The 26,083-nt window shown below is 63.9% G+C and carries 24 protein-coding genes; 8 read left to right on the forward strand and 16 right to left on the reverse strand.

The annotated features are described in order from the left end of the window. Positions 1-9: 9 nt before the first annotated feature. From AB8B02_RS01375 to AB8B02_RS01385, 3 genes are all read left to right on the forward strand, one after another. Positions 10-513: a DUF6622 family protein gene (locus tag AB8B02_RS01375; protein ID WP_439062909.1), complete on the forward strand. Its 504-nt coding sequence runs from the start codon at positions 10-12 to the stop codon at positions 511-513. A 103-nt stretch (positions 514-616) separates the two neighbouring features. Then, positions 617-1,900, forward strand: coding sequence for a phosphoribosylamine--glycine ligase (purD, locus tag AB8B02_RS01380; protein WP_439062910.1), 1,284 nt, complete (start codon positions 617-619; stop codon positions 1,898-1,900). 68 nt (positions 1,901-1,968) lie between these two features. Further along, positions 1,969-2,223 carry a DUF6894 family protein gene (locus AB8B02_RS01385; RefSeq protein ID WP_315840796.1) on the forward strand — a complete coding sequence of 85 codons (255 nt, stop codon included), beginning with the start codon at positions 1,969-1,971 and terminating at the stop codon, positions 2,221-2,223. Here the strand turns inward: AB8B02_RS01385 and AB8B02_RS01390 are convergent. After that, positions 2,194-2,622, reverse strand: a complete 429-nt coding sequence (locus AB8B02_RS01390; RefSeq protein WP_068733659.1) for a nucleoside deaminase — start codon at positions 2,620-2,622, stop codon at positions 2,194-2,196. The genes AB8B02_RS01385 and AB8B02_RS01390 overlap by 30 nt on opposite strands. A gap of 178 nt (positions 2,623-2,800) precedes the next feature. Between AB8B02_RS01390 and AB8B02_RS01395 the strand changes: the two genes are divergently transcribed. The 3 genes from AB8B02_RS01395 to AB8B02_RS01405 all read left to right on the forward strand — a co-directional run bounded on the left by AB8B02_RS01395 (position 2,801) and on the right by AB8B02_RS01405 (position 6,311). After that, positions 2,801-5,134 (forward strand): pseudouridine synthase, encoded by a 2,334-nt coding sequence (locus tag AB8B02_RS01395; RefSeq protein WP_439062911.1) that lies wholly within the window; start codon positions 2,801-2,803, stop codon positions 5,132-5,134. Between the two features lie 209 nt (positions 5,135-5,343). Next, positions 5,344-5,898, forward strand: a complete 555-nt coding sequence (gene rsmD, locus AB8B02_RS01400) for a 16S rRNA (guanine(966)-N(2))-methyltransferase RsmD (RefSeq protein ID WP_439062912.1) — start codon at positions 5,344-5,346, stop codon at positions 5,896-5,898. 23 nt (positions 5,899-5,921) lie between these two features. Continuing rightward, entirely contained in the window at positions 5,922-6,311 is a 390-nt protein-coding gene (locus AB8B02_RS01405) for a VOC family protein (RefSeq protein ID WP_089261869.1), read from the forward strand. A gap of 111 nt (positions 6,312-6,422) precedes the next feature. On the opposite strand, the gene mutL is transcribed toward AB8B02_RS01405, so the two are convergent. The 3 genes from mutL to arfB all read right to left on the reverse strand — a co-directional run bounded on the left by mutL (position 6,423) and on the right by arfB (position 9,273). Continuing rightward, positions 6,423-8,243, reverse strand: a complete 1,821-nt coding sequence (gene mutL / locus AB8B02_RS01410) for a DNA mismatch repair endonuclease MutL (protein ID WP_439062913.1) — start codon at positions 8,241-8,243, stop codon at positions 6,423-6,425. Positions 8,244-8,412: 169 nt separating this feature from the next. Next, positions 8,413-8,808 (reverse strand): VOC family protein, encoded by a 396-nt coding sequence (locus AB8B02_RS01415; protein ID WP_439062914.1) that lies wholly within the window; start codon positions 8,806-8,808, stop codon positions 8,413-8,415. A gap of 48 nt (positions 8,809-8,856) precedes the next feature. Next, a complete protein-coding gene (arfB, locus tag AB8B02_RS01420) occupies positions 8,857-9,273 on the reverse strand; it encodes an alternative ribosome rescue aminoacyl-tRNA hydrolase ArfB (protein ID WP_089263593.1) in 417 nt (138 codons plus the stop codon). A gap of 155 nt (positions 9,274-9,428) precedes the next feature. Between arfB and AB8B02_RS01425 the strand changes: the two genes are divergently transcribed. Then, positions 9,429-10,112: an ROK family protein gene (locus AB8B02_RS01425; RefSeq protein ID WP_439062915.1), complete on the forward strand. Its 684-nt coding sequence runs from the start codon at positions 9,429-9,431 to the stop codon at positions 10,110-10,112. Here AB8B02_RS01425 and AB8B02_RS01430 read toward each other — a convergent pair. The 8 genes from AB8B02_RS01430 to AB8B02_RS01465 form a co-directional block, all read right to left on the reverse strand. Beyond that, the gene (locus AB8B02_RS01430; protein ID WP_439062916.1) at positions 10,109-11,011 is read right to left on the reverse strand and encodes a ketopantoate reductase family protein; all 903 of its coding nucleotides are present in this window, start codon (positions 11,009-11,011) and stop codon (positions 10,109-10,111) included. The genes AB8B02_RS01425 and AB8B02_RS01430 overlap by 4 nt on opposite strands. 9 nt (positions 11,012-11,020) lie before the next feature. Continuing rightward, entirely contained in the window at positions 11,021-12,355 is a 1,335-nt protein-coding gene (locus tag AB8B02_RS01435) for a M16 family metallopeptidase (protein WP_439064567.1), read from the reverse strand. 29 nt (positions 12,356-12,384) lie between these two features. After that, positions 12,385-13,782: a M16 family metallopeptidase gene (locus AB8B02_RS01440; protein WP_439062917.1), complete on the reverse strand. Its 1,398-nt coding sequence runs from the start codon at positions 13,780-13,782 to the stop codon at positions 12,385-12,387. Positions 13,783-13,926: 144 nt separating this feature from the next. Beyond that, entirely contained in the window at positions 13,927-14,640 is a 714-nt protein-coding gene (locus AB8B02_RS01445; protein WP_089263592.1) for a hypothetical protein, read from the reverse strand. A gap of 100 nt (positions 14,641-14,740) precedes the next feature. Continuing rightward, complete coding sequence (gene lspA / locus AB8B02_RS01450; protein WP_439062918.1) at positions 14,741-15,238, reverse strand: signal peptidase II; 498 nt, start codon at positions 15,236-15,238, stop codon at positions 14,741-14,743. Continuing rightward, entirely contained in the window at positions 15,235-18,267 is a 3,033-nt protein-coding gene (gene ileS / locus AB8B02_RS01455) for an isoleucine--tRNA ligase (RefSeq protein ID WP_439062919.1), read from the reverse strand. The genes lspA and ileS overlap by 4 nt, the downstream gene beginning before the upstream one ends. Before the next feature lie 179 nt (positions 18,268-18,446). Then, complete coding sequence (locus AB8B02_RS01460; protein ID WP_184520225.1) at positions 18,447-19,007, reverse strand: sugar O-acetyltransferase; 561 nt, start codon at positions 19,005-19,007, stop codon at positions 18,447-18,449. Continuing rightward, on the reverse strand, positions 19,004-19,975 hold the full coding sequence (locus AB8B02_RS01465) for a bifunctional riboflavin kinase/FAD synthetase (RefSeq protein ID WP_184513773.1): 972 nt from the start codon (positions 19,973-19,975) through the stop codon (positions 19,004-19,006). Before AB8B02_RS01465 ends, AB8B02_RS01460 begins: the two co-directional genes overlap by 4 nt. A gap of 260 nt (positions 19,976-20,235) precedes the next feature. Here AB8B02_RS01465 and AB8B02_RS01470 point away from each other — a divergent pair, with 260 nt between their 5' ends. Then, the gene (locus AB8B02_RS01470) at positions 20,236-20,631 is read left to right on the forward strand and encodes a response regulator (RefSeq protein WP_089263591.1); all 396 of its coding nucleotides are present in this window, start codon (positions 20,236-20,238) and stop codon (positions 20,629-20,631) included. 1,051 nt (positions 20,632-21,682) lie between these two features. Here the strand turns inward: AB8B02_RS01470 and AB8B02_RS01475 are convergent. The 4 genes from AB8B02_RS01475 to AB8B02_RS01490 form a co-directional block, all read right to left on the reverse strand. Further along, the gene (locus AB8B02_RS01475; protein WP_439062920.1) at positions 21,683-22,537 is read right to left on the reverse strand and encodes a TIGR01459 family HAD-type hydrolase; all 855 of its coding nucleotides are present in this window, start codon (positions 22,535-22,537) and stop codon (positions 21,683-21,685) included. Between the two features lie 15 nt (positions 22,538-22,552). Then, positions 22,553-24,028, reverse strand: coding sequence for an EAL domain-containing protein (locus tag AB8B02_RS01480; protein ID WP_439062921.1), 1,476 nt, complete (start codon positions 24,026-24,028; stop codon positions 22,553-22,555). 153 nt (positions 24,029-24,181) lie between these two features. Then, on the reverse strand, positions 24,182-25,309 hold the full coding sequence (locus AB8B02_RS01485) for a YihY/virulence factor BrkB family protein (protein WP_439062922.1): 1,128 nt from the start codon (positions 25,307-25,309) through the stop codon (positions 24,182-24,184). After that, positions 25,309-25,902 carry a phage holin family protein gene (locus tag AB8B02_RS01490; protein WP_439062923.1) on the reverse strand — a complete coding sequence of 198 codons (594 nt, stop codon included), beginning with the start codon at positions 25,900-25,902 and terminating at the stop codon, positions 25,309-25,311. Before AB8B02_RS01490 ends, AB8B02_RS01485 begins: the two co-directional genes overlap by 1 nt. Positions 25,903-26,083: the final 181 nt, after the last annotated feature.

A 26,083-nucleotide genomic window follows, 5' to 3' on the forward strand; every position in this document is an offset into this window, starting at 1 on the left:
GAGATTGTCATGGACATCGCGTGGCGCATTCTGACCAACACGCCGATCTGGGTGTTCGCGTTGCTGGCCTTACTGATCTGGCTCGGAAGCCTGTCGCTCCGGCCGCGAAAGACGCAGCTGCGCCGTTTGCTGATCGTTCCGATGGTGTTTCTCCTGATGGGGCTGTCGCGGCTGATCTTTGCCGGCGGCCAATTGCATCTGATCGGGGCATGGCTGGCAGCGGCAATCGTGATGGCGGCCGTCGCTCTGTGGGTCGGTCCCGGCGAGATGACGGTCGATCGGCAGGACGGCACCATTCTGCGCCCCGGGAGCTGGCTGCCGCTGATCCGCAACCTATCGGTCTTCCTCCTGCAATATGCCGTGGCGGTCGCAACCGCGATGAAGCTGGGTTCGGGTGCTGCCGTCCCGCGGATCGGTCAATTGGTGTCAGGGGCGTGCGCCGGCTATTTCCTTGGCTGGACGGTGGGTTTGATCCGCCGCTATCGCGCGGAAACAAATGTCGCCGTCGCTTGATGGGGTGGCCGCTTGGCCGGCTGATGACTCAGACCACTGATTGCTGTCCCGACGCGCCGTGCTAAATGGTGGGCGTGTTTGATTGCAATTGGTCTGGCTGGTTATGAACATTCTCCTCCTTGGTTCCGGTGGTCGCGAACACGCGCTGGCGTGGAAACTCGCCGCGTCTCCGCTGTTGACCAAGCTCTGGTGCGCGCCCGGCAATGCCGGCATCGCCCGGGAGGCCGAATGCGTGGCGGTGGATATCACCGACCATGCGGCCGTGATTGATTTCTGCAAGGTGAACAAGGTCGATTTCGTCGTGGTCGGCCCGGATGCACCGATAGCGGCGGGCATCGTCGACGATCTTGCTGCCGTCGGCATCAAGGCATTCGGACCCAGTAAAGCCGCCGGCCAACTGGAAAGCTCGAAGAGCTTCACCAAGGAACTATGCCGGGCCAACAACATCCCGACTGCGGCCTATGGCCATTTCCATGATGCAGAGTCTGCCAAGGCCTATATCCGGGCCCAGGGCGCACCGATCGTGGTCAAGGCCGATGGCCTCGCCGCTGGCAAGGGCGTTGTGGTGGCGATGTCTGAAGCCGAGGCGCTGGACGCGGTCGACATGATGTTCGATGGCGGTTTCGGTGAGGCCGGTGCGGAAGTCGTGATCGAGGAGTTCTTGCAGGGCGAGGAAGCCTCGTTCTTCGCGCTGTGCGATGGCGAGCACGCGTTGGCGCTGGCAACTGCGCAGGACCACAAGCGCGCCTTTGACGGCGACAAGGGCCCGAACACAGGTGGCATGGGCGCCTATTCGCCGGCGCCTGTTATGACCGAGGCGCTCTGCGCGCAGGTGATGGACGAGATGATCATGCCGACCCTGCGCGCGCTCAGCGCCATGGGGACGCCCTATAAGGGCGTGATCTATGCGGGCGTCATGGTGACCGAGCAGGGGCCGAAACTCGTCGAATACAATGCCCGGTTCGGCGATCCGGAGTGTCAGGTGCTGATGGTCCGTATGATGTCGGATCTGCTGCCGGCGCTGATTGCCTGCTGTGACGGGCAGCTCAAGAATTTCGATTTGCGCTGGTTCCCGGATCCGGCGCTGACGGTGGTGATGGCCACGAAGGGCTATCCCGGCCACTACGACAAGGGTACGCGCATTGCCGGCTTGGACCGGGCCGAGAAGATCGAGGGCGTCGAGATTTTCCATGCCGGCACCAAGGCATCCGGCGACTGGATTCTCGCCAATGGCGGGCGCGTCCTCAACGTGACGGCCTCCGCCAAGACCGTCGCTGAGGCCCAGCGCCGCGCCTATGAGGCGATCGGCCTGATCAACTGGCCGGAAGGTTTCTGCCGCCGCGACATCGGCTGGCAGGCCGTGGCGCGGGAGCGCAAAGGCAAGTAACGGTATTCGGGTGATCCTCTCGGGGAACCGAAGGTTGTGGAACGCGTTGATGGGGCTGTGAGGTACCCATGGCGCACTATTACTTCGACCTCAAGAACGGCACGACACAGCGCGACCATGCTGGTCGGGAGCTGCGCAGTGACGCCGAAGCGATTGCACAGGCTTATGTGATCGCCGACGAAGTCAGCGCCCGGCCGGCGACGCATCAGGACCATGAGCGCCACATCTGCGTCATCCACGAAGACGGGCACGAAGTGACCCGCGTTCCCGTTAGCTTGGCTGTCAGCAAAGCCTCAGCGCCGCGCTCTAAAAAACTCTCGTAACAGCGCGGCGGACTGGGTTTCGCCCACGGACGGATAGACCTCCGGCGCGTGGTGGCAGGTAGGCGAAGCGAAGAAGCGCACGCCGGAATCGACCCCGCCGCCCTTCGGATCCGCTGCGCCGTAATACAGCCGCCGGATCCGGGCGAAGGAGATCGCGCCCGCGCACATGGTGCAGGGTTCCAGGGTCACATACAGGTCGCAGTCGACCAGCCGCTCGCTGCCGAGCCTGGCAGCGGCCTCCCGGATCGCCAGGACTTCGGCATGGGCGGTCGGGTCGCGGTCCCGGAGGGTGCGGTTGCCGGCCGTGGCGATCACCTCGTTATTCCCTACGATGACGCAGCCGATGGGGACTTCGCCGGCATTTCCGGCGTTTTCGGCCGCTTTCAGCGCCAGATCCATGAAAGAAGGTGCGGTCAACGGCTCGTTTCCTGCGCAAAACTCTGCTACGGAGTTGCATTCAGCAAAAGTGGATACTGGTTTTGCGTGAGAATGCGCCCCAATGAGCGCGCATTTTCGGCCCGCGAACCGTTTCTGCACCGCTCAACCCAATTCAGCTTCCGCTGCAGTGAGACCCTTCATGCCCCGCGACAACGACAAAAACAACGGCCCCTCGCGCGGCCGGCCACCCGGTGGCAAAGGCGGAGCCGGCAAGGGCCGCTCCGGCGCCGCACGTGGACCCGACAAGAAATTCGCCAAGCGTGACGGCACATATGCCCCGAAGCCGCCCGGTGCTGGTGGCGGCGAGAAGCGATCTTTCGGTGGCAAGCCGTCTGGCGGCAAATCTTTTGGTGCCAAGCCTTACGCCGGCAAGCGCGATGACGACCGCGCGCCGCGCCGTGACTACGGCGATGCGCCGCGACGCGATCGTGACGATGCGCGTCCGGCCCGCTTCAACCGCGACGACCGCCCCGCGCGCAGCGGTGGCGGTGATCGCCCGGATCGTGGCCCCCGCAAGGATTTCGGTGACCGCGAGAAGCGTCCGTATTCCCCGCGCGCCGTTGGCGGCGACAAACGTCCCTACAGCCCGCGCGGAGAAGCACCGCGTGGCGACCGTCCGAATTTCAACAGGGATGACCGCGCCCCGCGTGGTGATCGCGGCGATGCGCGTCCGGCCGGACGTTTCTCCGACAAGAAGTTCGGTGAGCGGAAGCCCTACGCGCCGCGCGATGGCGGCGGTGAGAAACGCCCCTATACGCCGCGCGGCGAAGGTTTCCGCGGCGGCGACGGTGACCGTCCGCGGCCGCGCTTTGATCGTCCGCAAGGCGATCGCAACGATCGCCCACAGCGTGATCGCCCGCAAGGTGATCGCAACGATCGTCCGCAAGGCGATCGTCCGTTCAGCCCGCGCCCCTCGCGTGACGGTGATCGTCCGCGCGGCGACCGGCCCTTCAGCGCCGAGAAGAAGTTTGGCGGCGACAAGAAATTCTCCCGTGGTGCGCCGGATCGCGGTGGCCCGCGCAAGAGCTTTGGCGATCGTCCCGATCGCAACGATCGTGGTGGGCGTGATTTCGAGCGCGGCCCTGATCGCAGCGAGCAGAAACCCTGGCAGAAGCGCGAAGGCGGTTCGGATGATCGCGGCAGCCGCAGCGCGCGTCCGCCGCGCGATGGCGCGCGCAATTTCGATCGTCCGAAATTCGACAGGCCGAAATTCGAACGCCCGCGTGAAGATCGTCCGGAGCGCGGCGACAGCGAACGTCCGCGTTTCTCGCGTCCGCGTGAGGACCGTCCAAGCTTCGATCGTCCGCGCGAGCCGCGTGGCCGCACCGACTGGCAGGAGCATGGTCGCAGCGAGGCTCGCGACGGCGACGAGCGTCCGCGTCGCGAGAATGAGGACGACAGCAGGATTTTCGCCAAGCGTCCTGCATTCGGCGGCCGTGGTGAATATCGCGAGCGCGATCCGGAAGCGCGCCGCCCGGCGCGCGTTCCCGCGGCCAAGAAGGCCGGCGAGCGTATCGCCAAGGTCGTGTCGCGCGCGGGCCTGTGCTCGCGCCGCGATGCCGAGGAATGGGTCACGCAGGGCCGTGTTGCCGTCAATGGCCGCGTCATCAACTCGCCGGCGCTGGACGTCAGCACCAACGATGTGATCACCGTCGATGGCAAGCCGTTGCCGGCGCCGGAGCGCACGCGCTTGTTCCTGTATCACAAGCCGCGCGGCCTGATGACGACCCATGCCGATCCCGAGGGACGGCCGACGGTGTTCGATCATCTGCCAGAGGGCCTGCCGCGCCTGATCTCCATCGGCCGGCTCGATTTCAACACCGAAGGCCTGCTGTTGCTCACCAATGACGGCGGCCTCGCGCGCACGCTCGAACTGCCGGAGACGGGCTGGCTGCGCCGCTATCGCGTGCGTGCCCATGGCGAAGTCACGCAGGCGCAGCTCAACGAGCTCAAGAACGGCGTCGAGGTCGACGGCGTCAAATATGGCTCGATCGATGCGACACTGGAGCGCGACAAGAGCGCCAATGTCTGGATTGTGTTCGCGATCCGCGAAGGCAAGAACCGCGAAGTACGTAACGTGCTGGCGCATCTCGGTCTCGAGGTGAACCGCCTGATCCGCATTTCCTACGGCCCGTTCCAGCTCGGTGAAATCGAGGAAGGCGAGGTCGATGAAGTGAAGACCCGCGTGCTGCGCGAGCAGCTCGGCGAGAAGATCGCGGATGCCTCCGGCGCCGATTTCGGTCGGCAACTGCCGAGCAAGGGCGATGTGTCGCTCGACCCGGTGATCGTGAAGAAGCCGGTTCTGAAGCGCTCCACGGTGGAAGACCGCAAGGGCCGTCGCATTCTCGTGCAGCGCGCCGGCTCGGAAGAGTCGCGTGCCCGCAACGAGGACGCGGCCACCTTCGGTGGCCCGCCGAAGAAGCCGAAGCGCGGCTATCACGGCAAGCGCGATCTGAAGCCGCGGGACGCGTAAGAGAAGTCAAAGAGAAATACGATGTACATCGCGACGGCAGTTGTGCTCCCTCCCCCCTTGCGGGGGAGGGTCGGGGAGGGGGGTAACCCGGAGCTCCGACGTTTGTGGCTCACCCCCCTCCCGGCGCTTCGCGCCACCCTCCCCCGCAAGGGGGGAGGGGACCACGCTACACCTGCGGTGGCTTTGCCACTTTTCAAACGAGGCATCTGATGCGTGTCGTCGGTGGCCGGCTGAAAGGCCGCAACATCGCGTCGCCCACGACGCAGGCGATCCGTCCCACGGCGGATCGATTGCGCGAGTCGTTGTTCAATATCCTGATCCACGCTTACGAGAGTCCGATCGCTGACGCACGCGTGCTCGATCTGTTTGCCGGCACCGGCGCGCTTGGCATCGAGGCCGTATCGCGCGGCGCCAAGTTCACGCTGTTCGTCGATAACGGTTCCGAGGCGCGCGCCTTGCTCCGCAACAATGTCGAGGCGCTGGGTCTCGGCGGCGTGACCAAAGTGTATCGCCGCGATGCCGCCGATCTCGGCCCCGCCCATCCGGTCGAGCCGTTCTCGCTGGTGTTCCTCGATCCGCCCTATCGCATGAAGCTTGCCGAAAAGGCGCTGGCCTCGCTGCGCGATGGTGGCTGGCTGACGCCGGGCGCTTTGCTGGTGGTGGAAGAGGCGAAGGATGCTGCCTTTGCGGCGCCGGACGGGTTTGAAGAACTCGAGCGCCGCGCCTATGACGATACCGAGTTTACATTTCTGCGATCTGTGTAAGAAGACGTCAAAAGGAGCCGCCGATGTCTGCGATCGAATACACTTGGGATCACGTCCATATCCGCACGCCGGACACCGAAGCCACAGCGCAGTGGTTTGCTGACATGCTCGGCGCCGAGATCCTGCGTGCCCCCGGCCGCATCGATATCAGGCTTGGTGGCGGCATGATCTTTCTCGCCCCGGTGACGCCGGAGATGGGCGTCAACCCGCCGCCCGTGACGCCCTATCAGGGCCTCGACCATTTCGGCCTGAAGGTGAAGGACATCGACGCGGTGGCTGCGTCGCTGAAGGCCAAGGGCGTGGAGTTCACCAAGGAGCCGCATACGCTGAAGCCCGGCCTGCGCATCTGCTTCATCCGCGCGCCGCAGGGCGTGTCGATCGAGCTCCTGGAACGCGATCCCAAATATACGTGAGTCGAGCACCAGCCCGTCCACGTCATTGCGAGGAGCGAAGCGACGCGGCAATCCAGTCTTCGCTTGCGGCTCTGGATTGCTTCGCTGCGCTCGCAATGACGGCTGAGGGGTCTATCGTCGCCCGAACAGCTTCTCGATATCGCTGAGCTTCAGCTCGACATAAGTCGGCCGGCCGTGATTGCACTGGCCGGAATTCGGCGTGTCTTCCATCTCGCGCAGCAGGGCGTTCATTTCCTCGGGCCGCAGGCGGCGGCCTGAGCGCACTGAGCCGTGGCAGGCCATGGTCGCGGCCACATGCAGCAGGCGGCGCTCCAGCGGCAGCGCTTCGTCCCATTCGGCCATGTGTTCGGCGAGATCGCGCAGCAGCGATGCGGCATTGGTCTTGCCCAGCAATGAAGGCGTTTCGCGGACGGCGATGGCGCCGGGGCCGAAACTGTCGATGGCGAGGCCATAGCTCGCAAGTTCCTCGGCGCGATCGAAAAGCTTCTCCACGATCGCTTCGTCGAGTTCGACGATCTCGGGGATCAGCAGGATCTGTCGTTGCACGCCATTGGCGGCGAGCGATGCCTTCAGCCGCTCATAGACGATACGTTCATGTGCGGCGTGCTGATCGACCACGATCATGCCGTCGCGGGTCTGCGCGATGATGTAGTTCTCATGCACCTGCGCGCGCGCCGCACCGAGCGGCCGGTCGACCAGATCGGTCTGCGGCGTCTCTTCGAAACGCACATCGGCCGTGGGCGTGCCGACATCGAAAGCCGCCTGGCTGCGTTCGGCAAACGCCGCCGAACCATCGAAGCCCGGCGTTGGATTGACCGGATAGGCCGGCGAGCGCTGCCAGTCCCAGTTCGCATTCGGGCGCGGCGCAAAATTCGGGGCGAAGTTGGGGCGGAACGAGTCCAGCACGGCGCCGTCGCTATTGGCCGCGGTGCGGCGTCCTTCGCGAGCCAGGCCTTCTTTCAAAGCATGCACGATCAGCCCGCGCACCAGCCCGGCATTGCGGAAACGCACCTCGGTCTTGGCCGGATGCACATTGGCATCGACCTCCGTTGGGTCGAGCGTGACGAACAGCGCGACGACCGGATGGCGGTCGCGCGGCAGATAATCGGAATAGGCCGCGCGCACTGCGCCGATGATCAGCTTGTCGCGGACCGGACGGCCATTGACGAACAGATACTGCCCGAGCGCATTGGCGCGGGTCAGCGATGGCGCGGCCGCAAAACCTTCGACCACCACACCTTCGCGTTCGCTGCGCACTTCGATGGCGCTGAGACGAAACTCAGGCCCGAGAATATCGCCGAGCCGCGTCAACTGCCCGGCCGGACCGGGCAGCGCCGCCGCCCATGTCACCGGCGCGCGTTCCTCGCCGGCCATGGTGAAGGCGATGTCCGGCCGCGCCATCCCAAGGCGGCGCACCACTTCGCGGATCGCCTCGGCCTCGGTGCGGTCGGTCTTGAGAAATTTCAGCCGGGCAGGGGTCGCGTAGAAGAGATCGCTGACCTCGACGCGGGTGCCCTGCGACAGCGCGGCGGGGGCGATCGGCGATTTCTCGCCGCCATCAACGGTGCGCGACCAGGCATGTGGTTCGCTTGCGTGGCGTGTGGTGATGCTCAGTCGTGCCACAGAGCCGATGGAGGGCAGCGCCTCGCCGCGAAAGCCAAGCGTGCGGATCTGCAGCAGGTCCTCGTCATCGAGCTTCGAGGTGGCGTGGCGGTCTACGGCAAGCGTGAGGTCGCCATGGGTCATGCCACCGCCGTCATCGGTGATGGCGATCTTCCTTCGTCCGCCGCCATCGGTGAAGATCTCGACCCGGGAGGCGCCGGCATCGATGGCATTCTCCACCAGCTCCTTCACCACGCTGGCCGGCCGCTCCACCACCTCGCCGGCGGCGATGCGGTTGACGATGGTTTCTGGGAGCTGGCGAACGGGCATGGATCTCGGGGCGTGGTGATGGGTCGGGATTATGTAGGGAACCTCAAGCGCCATTCTATGGCCCCGGGCGCCCGATGTCCCCGCCGCAGCCCGCTTTTCCCCGGTTCTGGCTTTTTGTTTTGACGCGTTTTCTGGACGCGAACCGGTATCCACTTCGCTCGAAAACGCTTTAAGCGAATCGGCCGCCTTTCTGGATCACCTCGATCTTGTAGCCGTCGGGGTCGGTGGCGAAGAAGAATTGCGCCAGCGTGCGGCCCTCATGTTTGAAATCGCGCAGCGGACCGGGCGCAAGCTTCTCGCCCTCGAAGCGGGCATGTTCCGCGGCCACGTCGTCCACGACAACCGCGAGATGGCCGTAGCCGTCGCCCAGCACATAGGGCTCGGTACGGTCGAAATTCACCGTCAATTCGAGCTCGAAGGGCGAGGAGGGATGGCGCAGATAGATCAGCGCAAAGTCGGGAAATGCGATGCGCTCGGCAATCTCGAAGCCAAAAGCGCGTTTGTAGAAATCCAGTGCGCGTGCTTCGTCGAGCACGCGGATCATCGAATGAACGGGTTTGGCCATCGGGAAATTCCTGGAAAAAGTGGTCTGGCTTGTTGTGTGGGGCGCCGCTCAGTCGTCGAAACGCCCGCCGCGGCCGGCCTTGACGTCGCTGCGGCGCTTCTTGCCGTCGAGGCGGCGCATCTTCGAGCCCAGCGTCGGTTTGGTGGCCCGCCGCGGCGCCTGCCGGAAGGCGGCTTCCTGCATCAGCTCCACCAGCCGCTCGATGGCGTCGGCCTTGTTGCGCTCCTGGGTGCGGAAACGCTGGGCGTGGATCACGATCACGCCGTCCTTGGTCATGCGCTGGCCGGCGAGGGTGCGCAGCCGGATTGCGGTATCCTCCGGCAGCGCCAGCTTGCGGCTGTCGAAGCGCAATTGCGCGGCGGTGGAGACCTTGTTGACGTTCTGCCCGCCAGGTCCGGACGCGCGGACGAAGACGATATCGATGTCGTCTTCGTCGATGGCGATGGAGCGGGTGATCCGGAGCAGCATTCTGTCTCCGTAGCACAGGATACCGCGTTTTGCTTGGTGCACCCGTGCGCTTGATCGCAGATCGCAAAGATATGCCCGGGACATAGCGGCAATGCTGGAACTGGCGCCCTGCCGAGGCTTATCGTTGCACCATCAGTCAATCCGGACGTCTCATGACCAAGACCCCTCGCAATATTCTCACCATCGATATCGGCGGTACCCATGTGAAGGTGATGACCAGCCGTGAAGGGATCAAACGCGAATTCGAATCCGGTCCGGACCTGTCCGCGAAGGAAATGGTGCGCAAGGTCAAGGCACTGACCAAAGACTGGCGCTATGACGTCGTCTCTGCCGGCTATCCCGGTCCGGTGGCCGGCAATCGTCCGCTCAAGGAGCCACACAATCTCGGTGCGGGCTGGAAAGGGTTCGATTTCGAGCGGGCATTCCGTAAGCCCATCAAACTCGTAAACGACGCCATGATGCAGGCCGTCGGCAGCTATGATGGCGGCCGGATGCTGTTTCTCGGCCTCGGCACCGGACTGGGTGCGGCCATGATCATCGATGGTCTGTCCGAGCCGATGGAGCTCGGTCATCTGCCCTATCGTCACAAGACATTCGAGGATTATGTCGGCGCAGCCGGCCTGAAGCGGCTGGGCAAGAAGAAGTGGCGGCAGCGCGTGGCTGATGTCGTTGCTGATCTGACGGCTGCGCTGGAGCCCGACTATACGGTGCTCGGCGGTGGCAATGTGGAGATGCTCGACAAACTCCCGCACAAGATCCGGCGCGGCGACAACGCGAATGCGTTCAAAGGCGGCTTCCGGCTCTGGGATCCACCGAAGCCAGTGAAGCGCCGCTAGGCGCGCCGCGATCCACTGCGTTCGACCAGCTTCACCATGACCTGCAGCGCATGGTTGGTCGGCGTCGGAATGCTGTGCTCGGCGCCTTTCCGGACAATGAAGCCGTTGAGGAAGTCGATCTCCGACGGCTTGCCACGCGCGAGATCCTGCGACGTCGAGGATTGTTGAAGCGGCATGCTGGCCGCGAGGGCGAGCGTCTTGTCCAGGAGGTCGGCGGGAAGCGATACGCCGCAGGCGCGTGCCACCGCCAGGCACTCGGTAACGGCATCGGTCACGATGTCAGGCACGCCCTCGACCTTGAACATCTCGCCATAGGCAATCCCGGCCACCGCCGATAATGCATTATAGGCGCAATTGTTGATGAGCTTCGACCACTGCACCGCGTCGATGTCGCCGGCGACGGTGGTCGGCACGCCGGCGTCGCACAGCAGCTTCGCCAGCCTTTCGCTCTCGGGCGATGCGCCGATGATCAACTCGCCGCGGCCATTGTGCTTCACATGACCGGCGGCCGGCATCTCGGAGGCCACATAGACGGCTGCAGCGATCACCGGCTGGCTAAGGATGGCGCGCAGGCGCTCGGGATTGTCGACGCCGTTCTGCAGGCTCAGCACGATGGAGTTGGGCTTGAGCACAGGCTTCAGCGCTGTTGCCGAGCTGTCCGTATCGCCGGACTTCACGGCGAACAGAACGAGATCCGGCGGCGCGAGATCGGTGATCTGCGTCACCGCCTTCGCCGGAATGAAACCGTCGAACTCGGCACTCTCGAACCGAAGGCCGTGCGCATTGATGGCGTCGACATGGGTCTGGCGTCCGACCAATGTCACGTCATGACCGGCGCGCAGCAGCTTGGCGCCGTAGTAGCAGCCAACTGCGCCGGCACCGATCACCGCGATCCGCACGGCGGCGCCTCAGTTTGCCTTCGGTGCCGGGGCCACCGGCGCTGCGGCCGCCTGCGGCGCGCGGCCGACGACGACGGTCAGCAGGCCATCCGCCCACAGCTTCTTCGCTGCCGCCTTGGCCTGGTCCAGCGTCACGGCATCGACCACGGCATTGCGCTTCTCGATGTAATCGATCGGCAGTTTGTCGAGCTGATATTGCAGCAGCGCGCCGGCCAGTTTCGACGACGTGTCGAGCGCCAGCATCTGCGAACCCTTGAGATAGGATTTGGCCTCATCCAGCTCGCGCTGGGTCGGACCCTGCTCGGCCATGCGTTTCACTTCGCTGGTCACGGTATCGACCGTCTCGGTGGCGCGGTCGGCGCGAGTCGCGGTGCTGCCGATATAGATGCCGGAATGCTGCATCCACAGCAGCGAACCACTGACGGAATAGACCAGGCCGCGCTTCTCGCGCACTTCGTGATACAGCCGCGACGACAGCGTGCCGCCGCCGAGGATGTGATTGACGATATAGGCGGCCATGAAATTCGGATCGTCGCGTTTGACGCCCGGGCTGCCGAAGGTGATGACCGTCTGCGGCACGTCCAGCGTCACGGATTCCTTCTGCGGCGGCTTGGCTGCCGTGACTTCCGGGATCGGCGTCAGTGTCGCCTTGGCGGGCAGGCCACCGAAGGTCTTGTCCAGCAATGTCGCGAGCGTATCGGAATCGACGTCGCCGACCACGGCAATCTTCAGCGTGTCCTTCGCGACGATACGTTGCTTGTAGGCCTTGATGTCATCGACATTGATGGTCGGCACGTCGGTCAGGCTGCCGTTGGACGGTCGGCTATAGGGATGGTCGCCGAATGCCACCTGCAGAAACTTGCGCGTCGCCAGCGAATTCGGGTTCGAGGTTTCGCGGCGCAGGCCGGACATGATCTGCGCGCGGATGCGCTCGACATCGGGGGCATCGAAGCGTGGCGACGTCAAAGCGAGGCGGGCGAGGTCGAACGCCTCGTCGCGATGCTCTTTCAGCATGCGCAGCGAGCCACGCAGGTAATCGCGCTGGGCGTTGAAGTTGAGCTCGATGGCGCGGCGTTCCATGCGATCGCGGAAGGTCGTGGAATCGAGATCGCCCGCGCCTTCGTCCATCAGGCTGGCCACCATGTTGGCGGTGCCGGATTTATCCTTCGGATCCTGTGCCGCACCGCCGCCGAACGCATATTCCATTGCGATCAGGGGAACGGTTGCATCCTGCACGAACCAGGCTTCGATGCCGCCTGGCGTCACGAGCCGCTGCACCTTGGCCGCGGCGAAAGATGGCGTCACCGTCAGGGTGACGAGTGAGAAGGCGGTAGCGACGGCAATGCCGAGGCGGCCGGCGTTGAAGATGATGCTCACGACCGCTTCTCCTCGCGCTTCGGCGCAGATGTATCCTTGACCAGATAGCCGGTGACCGAGCGCTTCTTGTCGAGCCAGGTCTGCGCGGCTGCGCGCACCTGTTCGGCGGTGACCGCCTTAATGCGGTCGGGCCAGCTACGGATGTCCTCGACGCTGAGGCCCGTGGTGAGTGCCGCGCCGTACCAGCGCGCCAGTGAGGCCTGGCTGTCCTGCGCATAGGTGGCCTCGGCGACAAGCTGCGTCTTGACGCGTTCGAGGTCGGCAGCCGGCACCGGGTTGGTTGCGAGGTCGGCGATCACAGCGTCGATGGTCTTTTCGATATCGGCGAATTCAGCGCCCGGCTTCGGCGAGGCTGAAATCATGAACTGTGCGCTGTCGAGTGCCGTGCCCTGGTAGCTGGCACCGGCATTGATCGCGAGCTGTTTGTCGATGACGAGGGCGCGGTAGAGATATGAGTTCGCGCCGCCGCCGATCAACTGACCGAGCACATCGAGTGCCTGGCTCTCGCCGGCCGCAGCGGTGGTGGCCGATGGCACCAGATAGTAGCGGCGCAGGCTTGTCTGTTCGACACGCGGATCGGAGAGCGTCACCGTGCGCGGCGCGGCGGGCGTCGGCTCCTGTGGGCGCATGCGGCGTTCGGGGATCGCCGGCTGTGCCGGGACCACGCCATAGGTGCGCTCCACCATCGGGCGGATCTCCGTCGGGTCGACATCGCCGGCGATGATCAGCGTCGCATTGTTGGGGGCGTAGAAGCGCTTGTAGAAGGCGAGCGCATCCTCGCGGTCGAGCTTCTCGATCTCCTGATGCCAGCCAATGATCGGGCGGCCATAGGGATGGTTGAGATAGAGCGCAGCCATGATCTGCTCGGACAGCCGAGCATCCGGGCTGTTGGCGACGCGCATGTTGTATTCTTCCAGCACGACGTCGCGCTCGGGCAGCACGTTCTCGTCCTTCAGCACCAGGCCGGTCATGCGATCGGCCTCGAATTCCATCATCTTGCCGAGCTGGTCCTTGCTGATGCGCTGGTAGTAGCCGGTATAGTCGGTCGAGGTGAAAGCGTTCTCCTCGCCGCCGACGCGCTGCACGGTCTGCGAGAACTCACCGACCGGATGTTTCGCGGTGCCCTTGAACATCAGATGTTCGAGGAAATGCGCCAAGCCTGACTTGCCCGGCGTCTCGTCGGCCGAGCCGACCTTGTACCAGATCATCTGCGTCACGACGGGCGTGCGGTGATCCTCGATCACCACGACCTGCATGCCGTTATCGAGCTTGAACGTGGTTGGCGGTTTCGCCGTCACTGTCTGTGCGCGGGCGCCCGATATGGCGAGGGCGGGAGTCAGCAGCAAAGCGACGACTGCGACGGATCGTACGGCAAGTCGGAATGAAGAGGTCATGGCGGGGCTAACAGCTCCAAAGCATGGGGGAAGAAAGCAAAGAGAAAGGCATGACCAAGCCATCGCGCGGGACACATCCGCACGTGCAGGCTGATCGCAGTGAAAGGACGTCTTTGGAATGGCAGCGCAAAGGGAGCGCTGCGATCAGAACTTACCCGTCATCGGGTTGATGTTGTAATCGTTCTTCATGGTTTCCTTCGGCCCGGTGCCATAGGCATAGCCCGAGGCAGGCGTCTGGTAACCGGCCGGCGGCTGGGTCAGCGACTCGCGTGTCGGCTCGCCCTTGAATTCGGCGGTCTCACCCTTGTTGCTGCCGAACATGTTCTTGAACAGTCCGCCTTCATAGCCGAGCTGCTTCGGGCTCAGCACGATGTTCTTGTTCGGATCGCCTGGCGAGGAATTGTCCACGGCGGACGAGGCGCCACGTGCGCGCTTCGGCGCCATCTCTCGCGGGGTCAACGGACGCGCGGCTTCCAGCACTTCTTCCGGACGTCCGGTCTTGGCGTTGGCGGCGGCTGCGCGGCGCTGCTGCACGTCGGGATCCTTCGGCCAGTTCGCGACAGGCGCAGGGCCCTTGGCATCCGGCGGCGGCAGGTCGATCTTCGGCGGCACCACCAGCGGCGAGCGCTCACGATAATCGATCCCGGTGTTTTCCATATTGGTACCGCCGAGACCGGTCATGATCTGCTTGATGACCTTCTGCTCGAACGGCTGGTCTTCTTCCTCGGCATCCTGGGCGCGTGCGGCGCCTGCGGACATCACGAGACCAACGCTGAGGGCAACGGCGGTGAGGCGCAGGGCGCGCATCCAGGCGCCCGATGAAGTGTGCAGAGCCCAACCGGTTTCGGTCTCGCGCATCGTGTTCATCCTGTTCAAATATCTGGCGGATCGGCAAGAATCCGAAAAAACCTGCTGCGGTTCCGCTGGTATCGCCCTTGGCCTTGCGTATCGGCTGGGATCAGGGCGCTTTTGCGGCGGGTACCGTGAAGAAAGAGTCATACAGCAGGGCCGCTACACCGGCAACAATGGCGACATCGGCAAGGTTAAACACGTACCAGTTGTAGGTCTTGCCAGCGATTTCGACGTGCAGCAGGGCGAAATCGACCACCGCGCCATAGGCGAACCGGTCGATGGCATTGCCGATCGCGCCCCCGATGATCAGTCCCAGCCCGATCGTGGCCAGTCTGGTCTCCGATTTCGCCATCCAGACGGCCAGCGCCAGCACCGCGATCGCCTTGATGGCCACCAGCACGACCTGACCGGTGGGGCCGGAATCGGAGAACCAGCCGTAGCTGATGCCGGTATTCCAGGCCAGGACGAGATCGAAGAACGGCGTGATCCTGACCAGGCCGCGATGGCCGAGATCGAAGCCATAGAGCAGCCACAGCTTCGTCGCCTGATCGAGGATCAGGATGACGATGGCTGCGATCAGCCCGGAGCGAACGGCTGGTTTCAAACAGCCACTCCCAGCGCCTTCCACTCCCGCAGTGCCTGCGCGTCGCGCGGGGTAACGTCGGGATACTCCTTGTCCTCGCCCACCGTCGGCAGGATCTTCCACGACCGCGCACATTTGGTGCCGACGGCCTTTTCCACGACCACGGCAACGCCGGGCACGTCGTTCAGCGCGAAGGCGCCTGCGGGTGCTTCGGCATTGGTCAGCATCGCATTCGAGGTGATGCAGATCTCCGCAAGATCGACGTCGGCCAGTATGGCAAAGATCGCGGGGTCTGTGACATGGATCAGCGGTGAGGCCTCCAGCGACGAGCCGATGTTCTTGGCAGCGCGCTCGACTTCCAGCGCGCCGGTGACGACGCGGCGCACATTGCGGATGGTTTCCCACTTCGCGGCGAGCGCCTCGTTACGCCATGCCGGCAGCGTCTTCTGGAACGTTTCGAGATGCACCGACACGGAGCTGCTGCCATAGCGCGACAGCCATGCTTCTTCGGCGGTGAAGCTCAGAATGGGTGCGAACCAGGTCACGATCGAACGGAACAGGTAATCGATCACGGTCAGCGACGCCTTGCGTGTCACCGACGACGGCGCGTCGCAATACAGCGTGTCCTTGCGGATGTCGAAGTAGAAGGCCGACAGTTCGGTGTTCATGAAGGCGGCGAGTGTGGCCACCACCGTCTTGTAGTCGAAATCGATATAGGCCTGTCGCACCACCGCATCGACTTCGGCGAGACGATGCAGCATCAGCCGCTCGAGCTCCGGCATATCGTCGGCCTTGATGCGATCCTCGTCGTGGAAATGCGCGAGGCTGCCGAGCATCCAGCGCACGCTGTTGCGCAGCTTGCGATAGGTCTCGATGGTATTCTTGATGATCTCCGCGCCGATGCGCTGGTCGTCGGCGTAATCGGTGGCGCAGACCCACAGGCGCAGGATGTCGGCGCCGGAGTCCTTGATGATCTTCTGCGGCTCGATGGTGTTGCCGATCGATTTCGACATCTTGCGGCCGTTCTCGTCGAGCGTGAAGCCGTGGGTCAGCACGATGTCGAACGGTGCGCGGCCGCGGGTGCCGCTGCTCTCCAGCAGTGACGACTGGAACCAGCCGCGGTGCTGGTCGGAGCCTTCCAGATACATGACGGTGTCCGCACCGCCCTGGGCCTTGCGCTTGATGCCGGCAAGGCCGGGGAAGTGCACGGGGTCTTCGAGCACGAAGGCATGTGTGGAGCCCGAGTCGAACCAGACGTCGCAGATGTCGTCGACCTTCTTCCACTCCTCATTGGCAAGCGAGCCGAGGAAATGCTCGCGCGCGCCTTCGGCATACCAGGCGTCGGCGCCTTCCTTCTCGAACGCGTCGGAAATGCGCTTGTTGACGGCCTCGTCCTGCAGGATCTCTGCGGAGCCGTCGCCTTTCTCGCGCACGAACACCGCGATCGGCACGCCCCAGGCGCGTTGGCGCGAGATCACCCAGTCGGGCTTGGTGTTGATCATGCCGTTGATGCGGTTCTGGCCGGTGGCCGGCACCCATTGCGTGACCTTGATGGCTTCGAGGGCACGGTGACGCAGCGTGTCGCCGGGCTTCGCCTTGCCGTCGTCCGCCATAGCTCCCGGCTTGCCGGGAGCGTTCACTTCCAAAATGTCCTTGTCCATCGCGATGAACCATTGCGGCGTGTTGCGATAGATCACCGGCTTCTTCGAGCGCCAGGAATGCGGATATTGATGTTTCAGGCGCGCACGCGCCACCAGCATGCCGCGCTCGACCAGCGCCTTGATGACGGCCTCGTTGGCGTCGCCCTTCTCGCCCTTGTCGTTGATTACGCGGGTGCCAGCGAAGCCCGGCGCCTGTTCGGTCAGCGCGCCGTTCTCGTCGACAGTGTAGGGGATCGTGGTGGCGATGCCGCGCTCGGTGAGCTGGCGGCCATTCGACGTCCAGATATCAAAGTCGTCGCGGCCATGGCTTGGCGCGGTATGCACGAAGCCGGTGCCGGTATCGTCAGTGACGTGGTCGCCGTCGAGCAGCGGCACGATGAAGTCATAGCCACCGGCGAGACCTTTCAGCGGATGACGGCATTCGAGATCCTCGAGGATGTCGGATGACAGCTCGCTGCTCTTCTTCCAGGAGGTCACGCGCGCCTGCTTGAACACGCTCTCGGCCAGCGCATCGGCGAGGATCAGGAGATCGCCGGTCTTCAGCCAGTTGTCCTCCGGCGCCTCGGTCACTTCATAGAGGCCATAGGCGATCTTGCTGGAGAACGAGATGGCGCGGTTGGCCGGCAGCGTCCAGGGCGTGGTGGTCCAGATCACCACAGCGGCCTTGGCAAGCCGGCCGAATTCGGCGGCGACGGGGAATTTCACCCACACCGCATCCGACGTGTAGTCCTCATACTCGACTTCGGCTTCGGCCAGCGCGGTCTTTTCCACCACGCTCCACATGACAGGCTTCGATCCGCGATACAGCGTGCCATTGGCGGCGAACTTCATCAGCTCGCGCGCGATCTGCGCTTCCGCGAAATAGTCCATGGTGGCGTAGCGGCCGGCCCAGTCGCCGATGATGCCGAGGCGCTTGAATTCCTCGCGCTGGATGTCGAGCCACTTGTTGGCATAGGCACGGCATTCCTGGCGGAACGCGATCATCGCCGCGCCGTCCTTGAAGTTCGGCTTGGTCTTGCCCTTAGAGCGGTAGTTCTCTTCCTCGATCTTCCACTCGATCGGCAGGCCGTGACAGTCCCAGCCCGGCACGTAATTCGAGTCGAAGCCCAGCATCTGCTGGCTCTTGGTCACCACGTCCTTGAGGATCTTGTTGAGCGCGTGCCCGATATGGATGTTGCCATTGGCATAGGGCGGGCCGTCATGCAGCACGAATTTCGGCTTGCCCTTCGCGGTCTCGCGCAGCTTGCCGTAGAGGTCGATCTCGTTCCAGCGCGCCAGCATTTTCGGCTCGCTGGTCGGCAGGCCGGCGCGCATCGGAAATTCGGTCTGCGGCAAATAGAGGGTCTTGGAATAGTCGTGGGTATCAGATTTGGCGGGCTTGTCGGACATAATGGCTCTGGCTTGCTCGAATGGCGCTGAAACGCGTGAAAACGCGATGAAACTGGACGGTCCCGGTCTTGCGCCGAGCGAAGCTCAGGCGGAAGCCGGGCCGATAATGCTTATGATGGGGCGCCGTGCAGACATCCGGCACTCAATAGCAGCCGGGGAGACGATCGCAAAGGGTCGGATTAGCCCCGTTTGCCAATCACCCGGGCCGGATTGCCTGCCACGGTGGCGCCGTTCGGAACGTCCCGGGTCACCACGCTGCCGGCTCCGATCACGGCGCCGTCACCGACGGTGACGCTGGGCACGATGATGGCCCCGCCGCCGATCCAGACATCGGCACCGATTTTGACCGGCCGGCCGAATTCCAGCCCGCTGCGGCGGGTCTCGGCGTCCCGCGGATGGTCGGCAGCGTAGATCTGCACAGCCGGGCCGATTTGGGTGCGGTCGCCGATGGTGACCGCGACGATGTCCAGGATCACGCAGTTGAAATTCAGGAAAACATTGTCGCCGAGATGGATGTTGTAGCCGTAGTCGCAGAAGAACGGCGGCCGGATCACGCAGTCGGCGCCGACGGCACCAAAATGCTCGGCGAGCAGCGTCCGTCGTTCGGCGACAGGCCGGTCCAGCTGCGCGTTGTATTTCGCGAGCCAGGCCTTGTTGGCCTTCTCGTCAGCGACCAGTTCGGGGCTGCCGGGGCGATAGAGCTCGCCCGCCAGCATTTTCTGCTTTTCGGTCCTGGTCAGTCGATGTCTCCCAGTCTCGGAAACGCATCCGGCGCAGCCGCCAGCGCGGCCCGCGCTTTGGCGCTGTCGTCGTCCATCTGGCGGATCAGGGGTTCGATGCCCTCGAATTTCATTTCATCGCGGATGAAGGCAATGAAGGCGACGTCCAGTGCCTGGCCGTAAAGGTCGCCCTTGAAGTCGAACAGGAACACTTCGAGCAAAGGCGCGCCGTTATCGAAGGTCGGGCGGCGGCCAAAGGATGCAACGCCGTCGAAGCGCTCGTTTCCGCGGCCGACCCGCACGGCGTAGATGCCGTGCTTGAGGCCGCAATTGTTATTCAGGCGGATATTGGCGGTGGGATAGCCAAGGTCGCGGCCGAGCTTTTTGCCGTGGATCACTTCGCCGGTGATGAACCACGGCCCGTTCAGCATCTCGGTGGCCTCGGTCACCTGGCCCTCAGCCAAGGCCATGCGGATGGCCGTCGAAGACACCGGGCGCTCATCGATATCGACATGCGGCTGGATGTCGACCTCGATGCCGAGGCGCGGCGCTTCGTTGGCCAGCAGGCTGGGCGAACCGACGCGGCCTTTGCCGAAATGAAAGTCGTAGCCGACGGCGATGCCGCTGATGCCGAGACGCTCAATGAGATCGTGGTGAATGAAGTCTTGCGCCGTGGTGCTGGCGCGTCCCTTGTCGAAGGTCATGACGACGGCGCCGGCCAGGCCGGTTCCTGCCAGCAGGCGCAGTTTGGCGGCTTCGTCGGAGAGGCGGAACTGCGGCGTGTTCGGGCTGAAGAAACTGCGCGGATGCGGCTCGAAGGTCACCGCCAAAGCGCTTGTTTTATGCAGTTCCGCCATGCGTAACGCAGCACCGATGACGGCGCGGTGGCCGAGATGGACACCGTCGAAATTACCCATTGCCACGACGCATCCGCGCGGGATGGCATTGGCAGGCGTTGTGTCGCGGATCACGCTGAAAGCAGTCGTCATGATTGGATTCGTTGGTGGTTTTGGCGGGTGAGGGACCGTGGCGCGCCCACCACGTCGAAGTCAAGCGAAGGTAAAATCGGCTTTCTTCTCGAATTTGACGAATTTCGCGCCATGGGGCGGTTAACTGGAAATTTAACCCACCCTGCTAATTCTGGCTCCGGGCCGCGGACAGCAATACTCGCCAATCCCGGTTGGAACGGTTTGCCTGACGGCAAATATCATTTTTTGCATTTGCGTATCGTGCCTCAGGGGGAATGAAGATGGCGGTTGATTTGTCGATGACGGTGCTGGTGGTGGACGATTACAACACCATGATCCGCATCATTCGCAATCTTCTGAAGCAGCTTGGTTTCGAACACATCGACGATGCCAGCGATGGTTCGATGGCGCTGGAAAAGATGCGCACCAAGAAGTATGGCCTGGTGATTTCCGACTGGAACATGGAGCCGATGACGGGCTACGACCTGCTCAAGGAAGTCCGCGCCGATCCCAACCTGTCGCAGACCCCTTTCATCATGATCACGGCAGAATCCAAGACCGAGAACGTGATTGCCGCCAAGAAGGCCGGCGTGAACAACTACATCGTCAAGCCGTTCAACGCGGCGACGCTGAAGACCAAGATCGAAGCCGTGTTCCCGGACACCGTGCCGGCGTAAGCCGCGCAGCTTCGCTCAGAGCTTTCGAGTTTCGCAATGCCCGGCTTCTCGCCGGGCATTTTGTTTTTTGAGTGCGTCCGCGTTGTCATTCCGGGGCGCACGAAGGCGGCTAAGCCGCTGCAGTGCGAACCCGGAATCCCGACATGTTCAGCGCAAAACACGCCGGGATTCCGGGTTCGCGTCCGGCAAGAGCCGACCACGCCCCGGAATGACAATATGGGGCGGCTAGACAAAGCCCAAACATTTTTTCCTATTTATCGTTGACAATATCCCTGCATGGACTATATTCCCCTCCGTCCTGCCCCGCCGAGAGGGGCGATCGCGATCGTCACGTTCGCGGGGTGGGATGCGGTGGACGCCGGAGATGCGGCGTCACGCGGTTCATGGGGGAACGTCTGTCTTCGGGCAGGACGGATCTGCGCCAGCACTGCCACTGGCAAGGACACGGCCGACCTTGAGATGGAAAGATCCCTGGACAGTGTGACGGACGACCAAATCGAAACGCGTTCGGCCAAGTGCTTTGCGGCTACCCTGTCCCTCCGCCCTGGGACATTAATTTTGGTGATGGGACCGTTCGCCATGGCAGATGTGCAAGCAACCGAAAAAACACCGCAGGCGGAACGTCGGGCACTTGCTCGGCGCCTCCGAAAGCCCTGATGCACTCTCAATTGCGGAAGACCGCATTCGCATCAGGCCCACGGGTGCAACGGGCACCTGGCGTTCCGCACGCCCTCTCACAGGGGCAGGGAATGCAAGCAACGACGGCGCCCCCGCGCCGCAAACAATGGGGGCGATGACGCATGTCTGAAGCGCAGTGGCTGTTTGACAGTTGAATCTGCGATGGCGCGACGTGGACGCGCCGCACCCGCAGGTGTCATCCCCGGGCTTGACCCGGGGATCCAGCTTGGCCCGCACACCGTCGCACAAGACAAGGTGGATGGCCGGGTCAAGCCCGGCCATGACGTGGGGAGAGGCCTGGGATTATTGCGAAGCGCGCTTCGCGCTGTCCGGCCATGACGACCGAGAGCGTCATCCCATTCTATGTTTCAGCTCACCACTTCAATTCGCGCATCAGCGCTTTCGGTGGATGGCCGAACAGTTCCTTCACTTCCGCGGCGCCCATCTGTTCGATGCCTTCGAAGTCGCCAGCATGGATGCCGCGGGTGACGAACAGCAGGTCGATGCCATAGGCATGCGCGCCGGTGAGGTCGGTGCGCACGGAATCGCCGATCGCCAGCACGCGATCCAGCGCCGTGTCCTTGCCGCGCTTCGCCTTGGCCAGCGCCATGGCCTGATCGTAGATCGGCCGATGCGGCTTGCCGTAGAAGATCACCTCGCCGCCCATCTCGCGATAGAGTTCAGCGACCGCGCCAGCGCAATAGATCAAGCGGTCGCCGCGCTCGACGATGATGTCGGGATTGGCGCATACGAGCGTCAGCTTGCGCGCCAGCGCTTGGCTCATCATGTCGCGATAGTCGTCGGCGGATTCGGTCTCGTCGTCGAACAATCCGCTGCAGACGATGTAGTCGGCCTGTTCGAGCTGGGTGAGCTTCACATCGAGGCCGCGATGAATCGAACTGTCGCGATCCGGTCCGATCAGATACATCGCCTGACCCGGCCGGCCCGCGACGAAATTGCGCGTGAGGTCGCCGGACGAGACAATGGCGTCATAGGTGTCGTCAGCGACGCCGAGCTTCCGGAGCTGCCGCTGCACGGAGTCGGCGGGGCGCGGCGCATTGGTGATCATGATCACCGTGCCGCCCTTGGCGCGAAACGTATGCAACGCCTCGCAGGCTTCGGGGAAAGATTCGAGGCCGTTATGGACGACGCCCCAGATGTCGCTGAGGACGACGTCGACATGTCCGGTGAGGTCGCGCAAGCGCTCGGCGAAACGTAGTGTGGTCATTGGATTGAGGGCCGTTCAGTTCGGGCCGGTGGCGCGGCGTGCCAGCGCGGCATTGCCGGTGGAGCGCGGCGGCTCAGGCCGCGGAGGCGTGGTTGGGGCGGATCTCAATGGGCCATTGGGGTCCGTAGATGCCCTGGCGGGTTCCTTGATAGCGGGATTTGGCGCACCGCCATTGGCCGGCGTTTCCGGCCGGAGCGGGCGGGGCGCCGCGAACAGGAAGCCTTGCCCGAACCGGACGTCGAAGTCGAGCAGGTCGACCACGGCCCGTTCGCCCTCGATTCGCTCGGCGATCAGATCGATTCCGAACCGGCCGAGCAGGTCGGAGAGATCGGCGGGATGAATGTCGGAATTCGACGTCTGCTTGGGGTCGAGCAGGAGTGCTGCCGGTACCTTGATAAAGCGCACGCCGCGATCGGCGAGGTCGCGGGGTTCGATCCGCAAATCCGTGACGTGATCGATGGAGAAGCGGTAGCCGCGCTGGGCGAGGGCGGCGAGATGCTCGCTCTCGATCGGGCCGAGATTGCGGAACACGTTCTGCTTGAATTCCAGCACGAAGGACGGCGCCAGTGCGCGATTGGCTTCGAGGAAGTCGATGCATTGCGCGAAGGTCTCGGCATTCGACAGGGTCGCGCCAGCCATGTTGCAGAACACGCCGACATCCTTGTTGCGCACCATCAGGCGGCGCAGCACCTGCATGCAGCGCAGCAGCACGATGTGGTCGATCTGGCCCATCAGGCCCGCGGCTTCTGCGGGACCGATGAACTCGTCGGCGGTGATCACCTGATCCTTGTCGTCGCGCAGCCGCGTCATCGCCTCGTAGAAGCGCACCTTGCGCTGCGGCAGCGTAACCATCGGCTGCAGATAGATGTCGATGCGGTTGTCGGCGATTGCATCCTTCACCATGGCGGTGAACTGCGCATTATCGCGCGCCGGCGTTGCCTCCGGCCTGACGATGATCGCAGGTGCCGTCGGTGTCACGGTGTCTTCGGCGACCTCGACGGCGAGCGGCACATCGCCAGCGGTCACGGGTTTGACCGGCGGCGATGGCGGCGCGATCGCCGCCGAAACAGTCGCCGGCGCAGGCATCGCTGTCAGCATGTCTTCGTGGGTGGCGACCGATGTGGCGAGTTGCTTCACCAGCGCGCCCAATTCGCCGATCTCGCCGGCGACGGTCTGGATACGGTCCTGGTTGGCTGTGCCGGCGGATGCGATCTTGCTTTCGACCACGGCGAGGCGGCGGCCGAATTCGGCAACCTGCCGGGCAAGGTCGGCGGTGCCGCGCGAGAGATCGGTGATCTGGCCAGTGGATTCGGCGCGGTCTTTGATGCGCATCGACACGGCGTTGTAGAGGATCATCACGGTCAGCGCTGTCAGTGCGACGATGGCCGATTCGTAGCCACTGATGCCGGCGATCGCATACAGCACCAGGCCAAGCGAAGCTGAGACCAGCACCATGCAAATGCCGACAAAAATCGTGGAGATGCGGATCATAACGCGCGCAACATCCTCAAATCCAAACTCCTGCACGGCACGACAAAGGTCCGGCCGCGAGCGCTCCCGGCGCTAAGTACCCGGCCAACCTTAGCATTATTGTTGATTCGGAAAGCAGGGCTGGGAGAACTTGCCCACCGGTGCTTTTGCACCTCAGGCGCTGGCGCGGCCGAGCGTATCGGCCATGGCGGCGCCACGTGCGCCCATCGGTCGTCCCGGTCCGACGGTGGTATCCACGGCGGTCTGGTGCTCGATCTCGGAATTCAGTTCGGCCCCGCACAGAACGATGATCGCGGACATCCACATCCACATCATCAGGCCGATGGCGGCGCCGAGCGAGCCGTAAGTGGCGCTGTAATTGCCGAAATTGGACAGGTACCAGGACAGCAGCGCTGAGCCGGCGAGCCAGAGCAAGGCGGCGACGAGGGTGCCGATGCTGAGCCATTCCCAGCGCGCGCCGGGGCGGCTCGGACCAAAGCGGTAGAGAATGCCGAGCGCCAGCACGACCACGAGCAGCAGAAGTGGCCAGCGGGAGAGGCTGATGATCGTCTTGCTGTCGGTGGCGAGACCGATCCGGTCCAGTGTCAGCGGCAGCGCAACGACGGCGCTCACCATGAGAAGGAGCGCGGCAATGGCGCCGGTGGTGAAAGCGAGCGAGAGCATATTGAGCTTGATGAAGCTGCGCTTCTCGCGCTCGCCATAGACGACATTGAGCGCGTCGATCACGGCCTTCACGCCGGCATTGGCGCTCCACAGCGCCAGCATAAGGCCGAACAGGAAGGTGAGGCCGAGTTTGGCCTGCCCGTTGGCGAGCACGCGCGCGATCTGGTCCTGCACGATCTGGAACGAGCCATCCGGCAGCATCAGCGCCAGCGTCTGCAGATTGTCGGAGATCGTCGAGGCATCGGCGAACAGCCCGTAGCAGGAGACCAGTGCGGTGATGGCCGGAAACACGGCGAGCAGGCCGAAGAATACGACGCCGGCCGCAATCGCCAGCAGCCGGTCCTCGTTGATCTGTTCGTAGGTGCGCCACAGCACGTCCTTCCAGCCCCTCCATGGAATCTGCAGCGGGCTGGACGAATGGCGGCCGCGTCCGGACTGGGCGAGTTCGCGGGTGAATGTCTGTGGTGGCGGGACGTCGGTGTCGCCGATCGGTTGCGGCTCATCGACAACGGACCTCTCTGCGGTGCGCGCCGAGAAAAAGCTCTGCAACGCGAGCACGGCGAAGGTCGTCGCTGCGACCAGCAGCAGACTGTCCGTGTCGGATCGGCGGACGGCCATCAGGCCTTCGCTTTGCTCGCGGGTCTGCGGGCAGGGGCCGGCTGCGCAAGGCTGCGGCGCCTCGCAAAGGCCCAGCCGGCAAGCGTCGCGGCGAGCACCAGTCCGGCTTTCACCGGGCCGCTGCTCTGCGGGGGCTGTGCGGAGCGTGTGCTCGGCCTGAATTCGTTCGGCGCGGGTGCGCGATGCGGTGCGGCCGACGTGACCTGCTCATGCTTGCCGGGGCTCGCATTGATCGCGACGCGCAGTCGGCTGCCCAGACTCGGAAACTGTTTCGTGGGGCGCTTCAAGCGACTCGCCGCGAGGATGGCGAAGAGCGCAGCGAGCACCAGCAGTAGTGCACCGGTTGCGCCAAAGGCCTGAAACAGCCCGTAGCGCAGTTCGATCCAGCGAAACAGCGCGGTGGCGCCCACCAGCAAGGTGGCGATCAGAAAGACGCCTGCGGCAGCATAAAGTCCGGCAGCGACCGCATAAGAGACCGCGATGCCCTGGGTCTGCTCACTGCGGTCACGGACATAGGACGACGTGGCGCGCTTGACCTGATTGAGCTTGAGCGCCAGCCCTGTTTGTAGCAGGGCGCTTGCGAGCGGTGGCATATTGAAAGCCTCGTTCTGCGCCGGCCAAATTCGGAATGTTTGCGGCGACCGGCATTTAAAATTGAACGGGGAGGCATGACGAAGGTTCCGCCGTGGCGAACCTTGTGGCGTTGCGCATGGCCAACCTCAGGTGATCGCGGGGCCGAACGCTTGCCGGTTCCTGCCTGCGCTGGTACCACGC

This window comes from Tardiphaga sp. 862_B3_N4_1 (assembly GCF_051811085.1).
GTDB classification, from domain to species: Bacteria; Pseudomonadota; Alphaproteobacteria; order Rhizobiales; family Xanthobacteraceae; genus Tardiphaga; species Tardiphaga robiniae.

Excerpts from the sequence above, each read along its gene's own strand:
- AB8B02_RS01480 (WP_439062921.1), bottom strand. The coding sequence starts at position 24,028 with ATGATCCGCATCTCCACGATTTTTGTCGGCATTTGCATGGTGCTGGTC.
- AB8B02_RS01385 (WP_315840796.1), top strand. The coding sequence starts at position 1,969 with ATGGCGCACTATTACTTCGACCTCAAGAACGGCACGACACAGCGCGAC.
- AB8B02_RS01475 (WP_439062920.1), bottom strand. The coding sequence starts at position 22,537 with ATGACCACACTACGTTTCGCCGAGCGCTTGCGCGACCTCACCGGACAT.
- AB8B02_RS01415 (WP_439062914.1), bottom strand. The coding sequence starts at position 8,808 with ATGGCCAAACCCGTTCATTCGATGATCCGCGTGCTCGACGAAGCACGC.
- AB8B02_RS01390 (WP_068733659.1), bottom strand. The coding sequence starts at position 2,622 with ATGGATCTGGCGCTGAAAGCGGCCGAAAACGCCGGAAATGCCGGCGAA.
- AB8B02_RS01405 (WP_089261869.1), top strand. The coding sequence starts at position 5,922 with ATGTCTGCGATCGAATACACTTGGGATCACGTCCATATCCGCACGCCG.
- AB8B02_RS01425 (WP_439062915.1), top strand. The coding sequence starts at position 9,429 with ATGACCAAGACCCCTCGCAATATTCTCACCATCGATATCGGCGGTACC.
- AB8B02_RS01485 (WP_439062922.1), bottom strand. The coding sequence starts at position 25,309 with ATGGCCGTCCGCCGATCCGACACGGACAGTCTGCTGCTGGTCGCAGCG.
- AB8B02_RS01375 (WP_439062909.1), top strand. The coding sequence starts at position 10 with ATGGACATCGCGTGGCGCATTCTGACCAACACGCCGATCTGGGTGTTC.
- rsmD (WP_439062912.1), top strand. The coding sequence starts at position 5,344 with ATGCGTGTCGTCGGTGGCCGGCTGAAAGGCCGCAACATCGCGTCGCCC.
- AB8B02_RS01440 (WP_439062917.1), bottom strand. The coding sequence starts at position 13,782 with ATGACCTCTTCATTCCGACTTGCCGTACGATCCGTCGCAGTCGTCGCT.
- mutL (WP_439062913.1), bottom strand. The coding sequence starts at position 8,243 with ATGCCCGTTCGCCAGCTCCCAGAAACCATCGTCAACCGCATCGCCGCC.
- AB8B02_RS01470 (WP_089263591.1), top strand. The coding sequence starts at position 20,236 with ATGGCGGTTGATTTGTCGATGACGGTGCTGGTGGTGGACGATTACAAC.
- AB8B02_RS01445 (WP_089263592.1), bottom strand. The coding sequence starts at position 14,640 with ATGCGCGAGACCGAAACCGGTTGGGCTCTGCACACTTCATCGGGCGCC.
- ileS (WP_439062919.1), bottom strand. The coding sequence starts at position 18,267 with ATGTCCGACAAGCCCGCCAAATCTGATACCCACGACTATTCCAAGACC.
- AB8B02_RS01395 (WP_439062911.1), top strand. The coding sequence starts at position 2,801 with ATGCCCCGCGACAACGACAAAAACAACGGCCCCTCGCGCGGCCGGCCA.
- AB8B02_RS01490 (WP_439062923.1), bottom strand. The coding sequence starts at position 25,902 with ATGCCACCGCTCGCAAGCGCCCTGCTACAAACAGGGCTGGCGCTCAAG.
- AB8B02_RS01465 (WP_184513773.1), bottom strand. The coding sequence starts at position 19,975 with ATGACGACTGCTTTCAGCGTGATCCGCGACACAACGCCTGCCAATGCC.
- purD (WP_439062910.1), top strand. The coding sequence starts at position 617 with ATGAACATTCTCCTCCTTGGTTCCGGTGGTCGCGAACACGCGCTGGCG.